The organism is Kitasatospora sp. NPDC059160, assembly GCF_042755465.1.
In the GTDB taxonomy this organism is placed as follows: Bacteria; Actinomycetota; Actinomycetes; order Streptomycetales; family Streptomycetaceae; genus Kitasatospora.
The window spans coordinates 62,747-76,727 of record NZ_JBHZCN010000039.1 but is presented as its reverse complement, the minus strand read 5'-3'; the positions used below and the strand labels follow the sequence as shown (position 1 = coordinate 76,727).

The following is a 13,981-nucleotide window of genomic DNA, read 5'->3' as shown; positions in this document are numbered from 1 at the left end:
GCTACCCCGCGGCGCGGTTTTCCCTCGGTTTCGCGGCCGGGCCACCCGTGGTGTCACCCGGGCCGGCGGGGGGGCGGGCCCACCGGCCCCCCCGACGGTCACCGCGGGTCAGCGACGGGAGCGGCGGTCGCGGCGGGCCGCGATCAGGCTGCCACCGACCACCAGGAACACCACCGTCGCCAGCAGCGCCGCGAACGGGTTCCCGCTCCCGGTGGGCGGCAGCGGCGGCTTGCTGGTCGGGCTCGGGCTGGGCGTGTTCCGGACGGTGGTGGTGGTCGAGCAGTTGCCCACCACCGCCCGGCGGGCCCCGTTGCCGCCCGAGCAGTTGGACCCGTCGGCGGTCAGCCGGTTGACCAGCGCCGTGCCGCCCGCGTCCGGCTTCACGGTGACGGTGTAGGTGAGCGTCTCCGTCGCCCCCGGCAGGAGGTCCAGCGTCCAGGTCAGCCGCGGCGCCGCGTAGGCCGTCCGTCCGCTGCTGGCACGGGCGTCGGCGTCGTACACCGCGCCGTCCAGCACCCCGGAGAGGTCGTCGGTGACGACGGCCCCGAGGTACGTGCCGCTGGCCCGGTTGGTCGCGGTGACCGTGTACGTCACGGTGTCACCGGCCTTCGGGTTCGCCGGGCTCGCCTGCTTGCTGAGCAGCAGGTCGTGCTGGACCGTGATCGGCTCGGTCGGCGTCGCCACCGCCGTGTGCGCGGTCGCGCTCGGATCCGGGCCGCCCGTCACCACCACCGTGTTGACCGGAACGGCCGTGGCGTTCGGGTCCAACGTGCCGGTCAGCGTCCAGGACAGCGTCGTACCGACCGGGATCTCCACCGCCGGGCAGGTCGCCGTCCCGTTCGCGACGGGGCACGGCGTCCCGTCGGCGTCGGCCGTCATCGACGCGTCGTTCACGCCGGCGGGCACCTCGTCGGTGACGACCACGTTGCGGGCCAGCGAGGGCCCGTCGTTGGTCACGGTGACCCGCCACCGGATCTGCTGCCCGGCGACGACCGGGGAGGTCAGCAGCACCTTGGCGACGGTCAGCCGGGCCTGCCCCGAGGGCGACGAGCTCGGCGAGGCGACCGCCGTGTGCGTCGGCGTCACCGGGTCGGGCCCACCGGTCACGGTGACCGTGTTGGCGGGCGTGACGGTCGAGGCCGGGTCGAGCGTGCCGCGCAGGGTCCAGGTCAGCGTCCGCCCGACCGGGATCTCCACCGCCGGGCAGGTCGCCGTCCCGTCCGCGACGGTGCAGCTCGCACCGCCGGGCCCGGTCATCGTGGCGCCGCTCACCCCGGCTGGCACCCGGTCCGTCACCACGACACCGCGCGCTGTGGAGGGGCCGTCGTTGGTCACGGTCACCTGCCACTCGATCGGCGCCCCGGGCACCACCGGGTTGGTGACGAGGACCTTGGCGACGGTCAGCCGGGCCTGCGCCGACGGCGAGGAACTCGGCGAGGCGACCGCCGTGTGGGTCGGCGTACTCGGGTCGGGCCCGCCGGTCACGGTCGCCGTGTTGACCGGCGTGACGGTGGCACCGGCGTCCAGCGTGCCGGTCAGGGTCCAGGTCCGGGTGGCGCCGACGGCGATCCCGACGGCCGGACAGGTCGCCGTCCCGTTCGCGATCGGGCAGACCGTCCCGTCGTCCGCCGTCATCGACGCGTTCAACACCCCGTCCGGCACCCGGTCGGTGACCACCACGTCACGAGCGACGGACGGCCCCTGGTTGGTGACGGTCACCCGCCACTCGATCCGCCGACCGGGCACCACCGGGTCGGTGACCAGCACCTTGGCGACCGACAGGCGTGCCTCGGCCACCGGCCCGGTCGAGGGACTGGCCACCGCGGTGTGGGTGACGGTGCTCGGGTCCGGGCCGCCGGTGACGAGGGCCGTGTTGGTCGGCGTCACCGTGGCGGCGGGGTCGAGCGTGCCGGTCAGGGTCCAGGTCAGCAGCCCGCCGACCGGGATCTCGACGGCCGGGCAGGTCGCCGTCCCGTTCGCGATCGGGCACGCCGTACCGTCCTGCGCCGCCATCGAGGCGTTCAGCACCCCGGCCGGCACCTGATCGGTCACGACCACGTTCCGCGCCCGCGAAGGACCGTCGTTCGTCACACTGACCTGCCACTGGATCTGCCGGCCCGGAACCGCCGGGTCGGTCAGCAGCACCTTCGACACCGACAGCCGGGCCTGCGGCTCGGGAGTGCCGCTGGGCGAGGCGGTGGCGATGTGCACGGGCGTGCTCGGGTCGGGCCCGCCCGTGACAGTGACCGAGTTGGTCGGTGTGACGGTGGCGTCGGCGTCCAGTGTCCCGGTGAGCGTCCAGGTCACCGTGCCACCGGCCGGGATCTCGACGGCCGGGCAGGTCGCCGTCCCGTTCGCGATCGGGCAGGCGGTACCGTCCTGCGCCGCCATGGACGCGTTCGACACCCCGGCCGGCACCTGATCGGTGACGACGACGTTCCGGGCTCGCGAAGGACCATTGTTCGTCACGCTCACCCGCCACTGGATCTGCTGACCCGGCACCACCGGGTTCGTCAGCAACACCTTCGACACCGACAGATTCGCCTGGGGCGACGGCGAGTTCGACGGCGAAGCCACCGCTGTGTGGGTCGGCGTGCTCGGGTCCGGACCACCCGTCACGGTGACCGAGTTGATCGGCGTCACCGTGGCATCGGCATCCAGCGTCCCGGTAAGCGTCCAGGTCACCGTGTCACCGGCCGGGATCTCCACTGCCGGACACGTCGCCACACCATTGCCGATCGGGCAGGCAGTACCGTCCTGCGCCGCCATGGACGCGTTCGACACCCCGGCCGGCACCTGGTCGGTCACGACGACGTTGCGCGCTCGCGACGGCCCGTTGTTCGTCACGCTCACCCGCCACTGGATCTGCTGCCCCGGCACCACCGGGTTCGTCAACAGAACCTTCGACACCGACAGATTCGCCTGCGGCGACGGCGAGTTCGACGGCGAAGCCACCGCCGTGTGGGTCGGCGTACTCGGGTCCGGACCACCCGTCACGGTGACCGAGTTGGTCGGCGTCACCGTCGCATTGGCATCCAGCGTCCCGGACAGCGTCCAGGTCAGCGTCTGCCCCGCCGGGATCTCCACCGCCGGACACGTCGCCGTCCCGCTCGCCATCGGGCACGCCGTACCGTCCTGCGCCACCATCGACGCATTCGACACCCCGGCCGGCACCCGATCCGTCACCACCACATTGCGCGCCCGCGAAGGCCCGTGGTTGGTCACCGTCACTCGCCACTGGATCTGCTGACCCGGCACCACCGGGTCGGTGACCAGCACCTTCGACACCGACAGATTCGCCTGCGGTGACGGCGAGTTGGTGGGCGAGGCGACCGCCGTGTGAGTCGGCGTGCTCGGGTCCGGACCACCCGTGGCCGTCGCCGTGTTCGTCGGGGTGACGACGGCATCGGCAGCGAGCGTCCCGCTCAGCGTGTACGAGGCCATCTGCCCGACCTCCAGCTCGATCGCCGGGCAGCCGGCGACGCCGTTGGTGATCGCGCACCGGGTACCGTCCTCGTCCGAGACCATCATGGCGCCGGTCACGCCGTCCGGGACCCGGTCGGTGACCACGACGTTCCGGGCCCGGGACGGCCCCTGGTTGGTGACGGTCACCCGCCACTGGATCGTCCCACCCGGCACCACCGGGTCGGTGACCAGCACCTTGGCCAGGCTCAGCCGCGCCTGCGGCGAGGGCGAGCCGGTGGGCGAGGCGACCGCCGTGTGGGCCGTCGCGCTCGGGTCCGGTCCGCCGGTCACCACGGCGGTGTTGCCGGGCACCGTCGTCGCGTCCTGGGCGAGGGTGCCGGCGACCGTGTACGTCGCCGTCCCGCCGACCGGGATCTCCACCGCCGGACAGGTCGCCACGCCGCCCGAGACCGGGCAGGCCGCGTGCGTCGCGTCCGGCGTCAGCTCGGCGCCGACGACGCCGTCCGGCAGCCGGTCGCTGACCACCACGTTCCGGGCCCGGGACGGCCCGTTGTTGGTCACGCTGATCCGCCACTCGATCCGCTGTCCGGGCACCACCGGGTCGGTCAGCAGCACCTTCGACACCGTCAGGCGGGCCTGCGGCACGACCGTCTCACTGGCCTCCGCGGTCGCCGTGTGGGCCGTCGCCGTCGGATCGGGCCCGCCGGTGACGACGGCGACGTTCGCCGGGGTGCTGGTCGCCGCCGGGTCGAGCGTCCCGGTGACGGTGTAGGACACGGTGGAGCCGGCCGGAATCTCGACGGCGGGGCAGGTCGCCACGCCGTTGTTGATCGGACAGGTCGAACCGTCCGTGTCCGAGGTCATCCCGGGGGCGTTGACCATGGCCGGGATCGTGTCGGTCACGACCACGTTCCGGGCCCGCGAGGGACCGTTGTTGGTCACCGAAACCCGCCACTGGATCTGCTGCCCGGGGACGACCGGGTTGGTCACCAGCACCTTGGCGATGCTCAGGTTCGCCTGCGGCGAGGGCGAGTTCGACGGCGAGGCCACCGCCGTGTGCGCCGTGGCCGAGGGGTCGGGACCACCCGTCACCACCGCCGTGTTCGTCGGCGTCACCGTCGCGTCCGGCGCCAGCCTCCCGGTCAGCGTGTACGAGGCGGTCTGCCCGACCTCCAGCTCGATCGCCGGGCACACTGCCGTCCCGCCGGTGATCGGGCACCGGCTCGCGTCGGCGTCCGACTGGAGCACGGCATCGGAGACCCCGTCCGGGATCCGGTCACTGACGACCACGTTCCGGGCCCGCGAAGGACCGTTGTTGGTCACCGAAACGCGCCACTGGATCTGCTCCCCCGGCACGACCGGGTTCGTCAGCAGCACCTTCGACACGGTCAGCTTCGCTTGCGGCGAGGGCGAGTTCGAGGGAGAAGCCACCGCCGTGTGCGCCGTGGCCGAGGGGTCGGGACCACCTGTCACCACCGCCGTGTTCGTCGGCGTCACGGTCGCGTCCTGCATGAGCGTGCCGCTCAGCGTGTACGTCTGCGACTGGCCGACCTCCAGCTCGATCGCCGGGCAGGCGGCCGTCCCGTTCGTGATCGGGCAGACGGTCCCGTCGGCGGCGGTCATGCCCGCACCGCTGACACCGTCCGGTACCCGGTCCGTGACCACGACGTTCCGGGCCCGCGAGGGACCGTTGTTGGTCACCGTCACCCGCCACTGGATCTGCTGCCCGGGCACCACCGGGTTGGTCAGCAGCACCTTCGACACCGCCAGATTCGCCTGCGGTACAGGCGAGTTGGAAGGAGACGCCACCGCCGTGTGGGTGGCAGCCGTCGGATCCGGACCACCGGTCACGGTCGCCGTGTTGGTCGGGGTCACCGTCGCGTCCGGGCTGAGGGTCCCGGTGAGCGTCCAGGTCAGCGTCTGCCCGGCCGGGATCTCCACCGCCGGACAGGCCGCCGTCCCGCTCGCGATCGGGCACGCCGTACCGTCCTGCGCACTCATCGACCCGTTCAGCACCCTGTCGGGGATCCGGTCGGTGACGACCACGTTCCGAGCCCGCGAAGGGCCGTTGTTCGTCACGCTCACCCGCCACTGGATCTGCTGGCCCGGCACCACCGGGTCAGTGACCAGCACCTTCGAGACCACCAGATTCGCCTGCGGCAAGGGCGAGTTCGACGGAGACGCCACCGCCGTGTGGGTCGGCGTACTCGGGTCCGGACCACCCGTCACGGTCACCGTGTTGCCCGGCGTCAGCGTGGCATCCTGCGCCAGCGTGCCCGTCAGCGTCCAGGTCGCCGTCTGCCCGACCGGGATCTCCACCGCCGGGCACGTGGCCACACCATTGGCGATCGGACAGGTGGAACCGTCAACATCCGCCGCCATCGAGGCACTGTTCACCCCGGACGGGACCTGATCCGTCACCACCACGTTCCGCGCACGCGAAGGCCCGTTGTTCGTGACCGACACCCGCCACTGGATCTGCTGACCCGGCACCACCGGGTTCGTCAGCAGCACCTTCGACACGGTCAGCTTCGCCTGCGGCGAGGGCGAGTTCGACGGCGAAGCCACCACCGTGTGCGCCGTGGCCGAGGGGTCGGGACCGCCGGTGACCACGGCCGTGTTCGTCGGCGTGCTGGTCGCATTCGCATCGAGCGTGCCGGACAGCGTCCAGGTCGCCGTCTGCCCGACCGGGATCTCCACCGCCGGACACGTAGCCACACCATTGGCAATCTGGCAGATGGAACCGTCGGCATCCGCCTTCATCGACGCACTGTTCACCCCGGACGGGACCTGATCCGTCACCACCACGTTCCGCGCCCGCGAAGGCCCGTTGTTGGTCACGCTCACCCGCCACTGCACCTGCTGGCCCGGCACCACCGGGTCGGTGAGCAACACCTTCGACACCGTCAGCCTCGCCTGCTGCGCGGGCGAGTTCGAGGGAGACGCCACCGCCGTGTGCGCGGTCGCCGTCGGATCCGGACCACCCGTCACCACCGCCGTGTTCGTCGGCGTCACGGTCGCGTCCGGCGCCAGCGTCCCGGTCAGGGTCCAGGTCGCGGACGAGCCCGCGGGGATCTCCACCGCCGGGCAGGTCGCGGTCCCGTTGGCGATCGGGCAGGTGGTCCCGTCGGAGGCGACCATGCTCGGGTCGTTCACACCCGCCGGCACCGCATCCGTGACCACGACGTTCCGCGCCCGCGACGGCCCGTTGTTCGTGACCGTCACCCGCCACTGGATCTGCTGGCCCGGGACCACCGGATCGGTGAGCAGCACCTTCGAGACCGACAGATTCGCCTGCGGCGACGGCGAGTTCGAAGGCGAGGCCACGGCCGTGTGCGCCGTCGCGCTCGGGTCGGGGCCGCCCGTCACCACTGCCGTATTGCCCGGCGTCGACGTCGCGTTGGGGTCGAGGGTGCCGCTGAGGGTCCAGGTCGCCGTCTGCCCCGCCGGAATCTCCACCGCCGGACACGTCGCCACACCATTGGCGATCGGACAGGTGGAACCGTCGGCGTCCGCCGTCATCGACGCGCCGTTGACACTGGTCGGAACCTGGTCCGTCACCACGACGTTCCGGGCCCGCGAGGGACCGCTGTTGGTCACGCTCACCCGCCACTGGATCTGCTGGCCCGGCACGACCGGGTTCGTCAGCAGCACCTTGCCGATACTCAGCCCGGCCTGCGGGGTCGGCGACGAAGTCGGCGAGGCGACCGCCGTGTGGCTGGTCGTCGTCGGGTCGGGACCGCCGGTCACCGTCACGGAGTTGGTCGGCGTGGTGGTCGCGTTCGGGTCCAGCGTCCCGGAGAGTGTCCACGTCATCGTCTGGCCGGCCGGGATCTCCACCGCCGGACACGTCGCGACACCGCTGGCGACCGGGCAGGTGGAACCGTCCGAACCCGTCATCGAGGCACCGCTCACCCCAACCGGCACCCGATCGGTCACCACCACATTGCGCGCCCGCGAAGGCCCGTTGTTGGTGACGCTCACCTGCCACTGGATCTGCTGACCCGGCACCACCGGGTTCGTCAGCAGCACCTTCGACACCGACAGATTCGCCTGCGGCAACGGCGAGTTCGACGGCGAAGCCACCGCCGTGTGCGTGGCGGCAGTCGGGTCCGGACCACCCGTGACCGTCACGGTGTTCGACGGCGTCGCCGTCGCATCGGAGGCGAGCGTTCCCGTCAACGTCCAGGTCATCGTCTGCCCTGCCGGAATCTCCACCGCGGGACACGTCGCCACACCACCACTGATCGGGCAGGCGACCCCACCGGCGTCGGCCCGCATCGAGGCGTCGTTCACCCCGGACGGCACCGTATCCGTGACCACGACGTTCCGAGCCCGCGACGGCCCGTTGTTGGTCACCGACACCTGCCACTGGATCTGCTGACCGGGCACCACCGGGTTCGTCAGCAGCGACTTCGACACGGTCAGATTCGCCTGCGGGGAAGGCGAGTTGGACGGAGACGCCACCGCTGTGTGCGTGGACGCCGTCGGGTCCGGGCCACCCGTCACCGTCACCGTATTGCCGGGGGTCGCAGTCGCGTTCGGGTCCAGCGTGCCGGAGAGTGTCCAGGTCATCGTCTGGCCGGCCGGGATCTCCACTGCGGGACACGTCGCGACACCGCTGGCGATCGGGCAGGTGGAGCCGTCAGCATCCGCCTTCATCGAGGCACCGTTCACCCCGGACGGCACCTGATCGGTCACCACCACGTTCCGCGCCCGCGAAGGACCGTTGTTCGTGACGCTCACCTGCCACTGCACCTGCTGACCCGGCACCACCGGGTTCGTCAGCAGCGACTTCGAGACGGTGAGGTTCGCACGAGGCGAGGGCGACGTGCTCGGCGAGGCGACGGCGGTGTGCGCGGTCGCCGTCGGGTCAGGACCGCCCGTGACGACCGCCGTGTTGGTCGGCGTGGTCGTCGCGTTCGCATCCAGCGTGCCGGAGAGCGTCCACGTCATCGTCTGCCCGGCCGGGATCTCCACCGCGGGACACGTCGCGACACCGCTGGCGATCGGGCAGGTGGAACCGTCCGAACCCGTCATCGAAGCACCGCTCACCCCCGACGGCACCTGATCCGTCACCACCACGTTCCGCGCCCGCGAAGGACCGTTGTTCGTGACCGACACCCGCCACTGCACCTGCTGACCCGGAACCACAGGATCCGTGAGCAGCACCTTCGAGACGACGAGCTTCGCCTGAGGCGAAGGCGTCGAGGTCGGCGAAGCGACAGCGGTGTGCGCGGTCGCCGTCGGATCAGGACCGCCCGTCACCACCGCCGTGTTCGTCGGCGTCACGGTCGCATCCGGCGCCAGCGTGCCCGTCAACGTCCAGGTCGCGGACGAGCCCGCAGGGATCTCCACCGCCGGACACGTCGCCGTCCCGTTCGCGATCGGGCAGGCGGTCCCGTCGGAGGCCACCATGCTCGGGTCGTTCACACCCGCCGGCACCGCATCCGTGACCACGACGTTCCGAGCCCGCGAAGGCCCGTTGTTCGTGACCGTCACCCGCCACTGCACCTGCTGGCCCGGCACCACCGGATCGGTGAGCAACGCCTTCGAGACGACGAGCTTGGCCTGCGGCGTCGGCGAGGAGCTCGGCGAGGCGACCGCCGTACGGGCCGTGGCCGCCGGGTCGGGGCCGCCGGTGACGACCGCCGTGTTCGTCGGGGTGGTCGTCGCGTCGGGCGAGAGCGTGCCGGTGAGCGTCCAGGTGAGGGCCTGCCCGGCCGGGATCTCCACAGCGGGGCAGGTCGCAACCCCGCTGCTGACGGGGCAGTTGGCGCCGTCGGCGTCTGCCGTCATCGACGCGCCGTTGACGCTCGCCGGTACCTGGTCGGTGACGACGACGTTCCGGGCGCGCGAGGGCCCGTTGTTGGTGACCGTCACCTGCCACTGGATCTGCTGGCCCGGCACCACCGGGTTCGTCAGCAGCACCTTGCCGATGCTCAGCCCGGCCTGCGGTGTGGGCGACGAGGTCGGCGAGGCCACGGCCGTGTGGCTGGACGCCGTCGGGTCAGGACCGCCGGTCACCGTCACGGAGTTGGTCGGCGTGGTGGTCGCGTTCGGGTCCAGCGTCCCGGAGAGTGTCCACGTCATCGTCTGCCCGGCCGGGATCTCCACCGCCGGACACGTCGCCACACCACCACTGATCGCACAGGTGGAACCGTCCGAGCCCGCCATCGACGCACCGCTCACCCCAGCCGGCACCTGATCCGTCACCACCACGTTCCGCGCCCGCGACGGACCGTTGTTCGTGACCGTCACCTGCCACTGGATCTGCTGGCCCGGCACCACCGGATTCGTGAGCAGCACCTTCGACACGGTCAGATTGGCCTGCGGCGAAGGCGAGTTGGACGGAGACGCCACCGCCGTGTGCGTGGACGCCGTCGGATCCGGACCACCCGTGACCGTCACCGTGTTCGAAGGCGTCGCCGTCGCATCGGAGGCGAGCGTTCCCGTCAACGTCCAGGTCATCGTCTGCCCGGCCGGAATCTCCACCGCCGGACACGTCGCCACACCACCACTGATCGGGCAGGCAGCCCCACTCGCATCGGCCCGCATCGAGGCATTGGCGACACCGGACGGCACCTGGTCCGTCACCACCACGTTCCGGGCCCTCGACGGACCGTTGTTCGTGACCGACACCCGCCACTGCACCTGCTGACCGGGCACCACCGGATTCGTGAGCAGCACCTTCGACACGGTCAGATTGGCCTGCGGCGAAGGCGAGTTGGACGGAGACGCCACCGCCGTGTGCGTGGCAGCCGTCGGATCCGGACCACCCGTCACCGTCACCGTGTTCGAAGGCGTCGCCGTGGCGTTCGGGTCCAGCGTCCCGGAGAGTGTCCACGTCATCGTCTGCCCGGCCGGAATCTCCACCGCCGGACACGTCGCCACACCACCACTGATCGCACAGGTGGAACCGTCCGAACCCGCCATCGACGCACCGCTCACCCCAGCCGGCACCTGATCCGTCACCACCACATTCCGCGCCCGCGCAGGCCCGTTGTTGGTCACCGACACCTGCCACTGCACCTGCTGCCCCGGCACCACTGGGCTCGTCAGCAGCACCTTCGAGACGGCCAGGTTCGCCTGCGGCGAAGGCGAGTTGGACGGGGACGCCACCGCCGTGTGCGTGGCAGCCGTCGGATCGGGACCGCCCGTCACCGTCACCGTGTTCGTCGGCGTCGCCGTGGCGTTCGGGTCCAGCGTCCCTGTGAGCGTCCAGTTCAGCGCCTGGCCGGCCGGGATCTCGACCGCCGGGCAGGTGGCGACGCCGTTGGCGATCGGGCAGGTGGTGCCGTTCGGTCCGGTCATGGTGGCGTTGTTGACCCCGGCCGGGATCTGGTCGGCGACCACCACGTTCCGGGCCCGCGACGGACCGGAGTTGAAGACGTTGATCTGCCACTGGATCTGCTGGCCGGGCACCACCGGGCTGGTCACCAGCGACTTGGAGACCTTGAGGCCCGCCTGCGGCGTGGGCGCGGCGGTCGGCGAGGCCACGGCGGTGCGGGTCGAGGCCGACGGGTCGGGCCCGCCCGTCACCGTCACCGTGTTCGTCGGCGTGGTGGTGGCGTTGGGGTCGAGCGAGCCGCTGAGCGTCCAGCTCGCGGACGAGCCCGCCGGGATCTCCACCGCCGGACACGTCGCGACACCACCGCTGATCGAGCAGGCGGTCCCGTCCACGTCGGCCTTCATCGAAGCGCCGCTCACCCCGGCCGGCACCTGGTCGGTCACGACCACGTTCCGCGCCCGCGACGGGCCGTTGTTGGTGACGGTCACCCGCCACTGGATCTGCTGCCCGGGCACCACCGGGCTGGTCAGCAGGGACTTGGAGACGATCAGGTTGGCCTGCGGCGTCGGCAGGGCGCTCGGCGAGGCCACCGCCGTACGGGCGGTCGCCGACGGGTCGGGACCGCCCGTCACCACCGCCGTGTTCGTCGGGGTCGTCGTCGCATCGGGCGAGAGCGTGCCGCTCAGTGTCCAGCTCGCGGACGAGCCCGCCGGGATCTCCACCGCCGGGCAGGTCGCGACACCACCACTGATCGAGCAGGCGGTCCCGTCCGCGTCGGCCTTCATCGAAGCGCCGCTCACCCCGGCCGGCACCTGGTCGGTCACGACCACGTTCCGCGCCCGTGACGGGCCGCTGTTGGCGACCGTCACCCGCCACTGGATCTGCTGCCCGGGCACCACCGGGCTGGTCAGCAGCGTCTTCGAGATGGTCAGGCCGGCCTGCGGCGTGGGCGTCGCGGTCGGCGAGGCGACCGCGGTGCGCGAGGACGCCGACGGGTCGGGGCCGCCGGTGACGACGGCGGAGTTGGTCGGCGTGGTGGTGGCGTTGGGGTCGAGCGTGCCGCTGAGCGTCCAGCTGGCGGTGCCGTTGACCGGGATCTCGACGGCGGGGCACGTGGCCGTGCCGTTGGCGACCGGGCAGGCGCTGCCGTCCTGGTCGTTGACCATGGCAGCCCCGGTGACCCCGGCCGGGACCTGGTCGGTCACGACGACGTTGCGGGCCCGGGAGGGCCCGTTGTTGGTGACCTTCACCTGCCACTTGACCTGCTGGCCCGGCACCACCGGACTGGTCAGCAGGGTCTTGGAGACGACCAGGTTCGCCTGGTTGCCCGGCGGGATGGGGTTGGCGGTGCTGGTGCACTTCGGTGAGCAGTTCGGGTCGGTGGCGCCGGTGGGCGGGGTGACCGTGGCGCGGTTGTCCAGTGAGCCGTTCGCGTCCGACGGCACCGTGCCGGTGAGCGTGTAGCTCACCTGGCCGCCCGCCAGGATGTTCACCGTCGTGTTGATGTCGCCCGTGCCGGACGCGGTGGCACCACAGCTACTGCCGCTGGAGGCCGTGCACCTCCAGGTGAAGCCCTGGATCGCGTTGGGCAGCTTGTCCGCGACCGAGGTGCCGACGGCGTCCGAGGGGCCGGCGTTCTTCACCACGATGGTGTAGGTCAGCGGCTGCCCGGGCACGTACGGGTTCTTGTCGGGCGTCTTGGTCACCGACAGTCCGGTGGTCACCCGGCCCGGGGTGTCGACGGAGCTGGAGCAGGTCGGTCCGCAGTTCGGGTCCGTCGTGGCGCTGGGGCGGGTCACCGTCGCGGTGTTCGACAGGGTGCCGGTGGTCCCGGACGGGACCGTGCCGGTCACCGTGTACGTCACGGAGTCGTTCACCGCGACCGTCGCCGTCGTGTCGATGCTGCCCGTGCCGCTCGCGTCGCCGCAGCCGCTGCTCGCGGAGCCGGCCGCACAGGTCCAGGTGAACCCGGACAGCGCGGCGGGCAGCGCGTCCCGGACCGCCGCGCCGACGGCGGGTGCCGGGCCGGCGTTGCTGACCACGACGGTGTAGGTGAGGGTCCGGCCCGGGACGTAGGTGGTCGGGGCGGCCGTCTTCCTGATGGACAGGCCGGTCTGCGTCACCCACTCCAGGGTGACCTCGCCGTTGCCGCCGTTGGCGGTGCCGCCGCCGTTGCCGATGCCGGAGCCGTAGAGCGCGTCGCTGCGTCCTGCGGCCAGGCCGCCCTGGCCGTTGGCGGCGCTGTTGGCGCCGGCGGTGGTCTGCGCGTTGGTCACGCCGGTGCCGCCGGTGTAGCCGGAGCCGCCACCGCCCATGCCGTTGAGCTCCAGGGAGCTCGGGCCCTGGCAGGCGCCGCCACCACCGCCGTACAGGCCGCCGCCGCCACCGCCGCCGCCCTCGTTGTTGTTGGGCGCACCGCTGCCGCCGAGGAAGCGGCTGCCCGCCGTGGCGCTGCCGCAGCTGGTCTGGGTGGCGGCCGCGCCGCCGGCGCTCTGGGTGCCGCCACGGCCGGAGCTCGCCGGGCGGTTGTCCTGGCCGCCGGTGGTGCCGCCACCGCCGCCGCCTGCGGGGGTGCCGGTGTCGGCGCCCGGCGAGGAGCCGCCGCCCCCACCGGCGATCAGCAGCGGGGTGCCGCCGTAGGTGCCGTTCCACACGGCGCTCATGCCGCCGCCGCTGGCGCCCGTCGCCAGGCCTCCGCCGGCCCCGCCCCGGCCGCCGGGACCGCCGCCGCCGTACACCGCGGTGGTCCGGTTCATCAGACCGCCCTGACCGGAGGTGACGGTCAGGCTCTGACCGGGCGTCACGGCGATGGTGCCGGTGGTGTAGCCGCCGCCACCGCCGCCGAACTGACCGGTGTAGTAGGCGCTCGGCGAGCCGCCGCCACCACCGCCCCAGAGCCGCGCGTAGACGCTGGTGACACCGGCCGGCACGGTGAAGGTCTGGTCGCCGCCGCTGTAGGTGAACCGGGTGCAGTTGGTGAAGGTGCCGGTCGGCGTGCACGCCACCAGCGCCCGCTGCTCCTCGGACGGCTCCTGGGGCGCGTACGCGGGCGGGGCGGCGGCCAGCGCCAGTCCGCCCTGGGGCAGCAGGCAGAGCAGCGCGAGCACACCACGCATGGCCGTCGAGAACCGACCGCCGAGCAACGACCTCACCGGAGCCATCCGGCGTCTCCTCTCGCGACCGCCCACCCACGACGACGTGGGTGGGCGGACAACAGGACCGTCACGCGAATGCCCGCGTGCGTGGGCAAGAGAATTGCCGAGG

General features: G+C 72.3%; 1 protein-coding gene. It reads right to left on the bottom strand.

Going from position 1 to position 13,981, the window contains the following annotated elements; genetic code table 11:
* Window positions 1-108 precede the first annotated feature (108 nt).
* Window positions 109-13,878: a hypothetical protein gene (locus ACFXOZ_RS18835; protein WP_380591536.1), complete on the bottom strand. Its 13,770-nt coding sequence runs from the start codon at window positions 13,876-13,878 to the stop codon at window positions 109-111.
* Window positions 13,879-13,981 lie beyond the last annotated feature (103 nt).

What these genes read in the sequence shown, in the direction of transcription:
- ACFXOZ_RS18835 (WP_380591536.1), bottom strand. Translation starts at nt 13,878, where the DNA reads ATGGCTCCGGTGAGGTCGTTGCTCGGCGGTCGGTTCTCGACGGCCATG.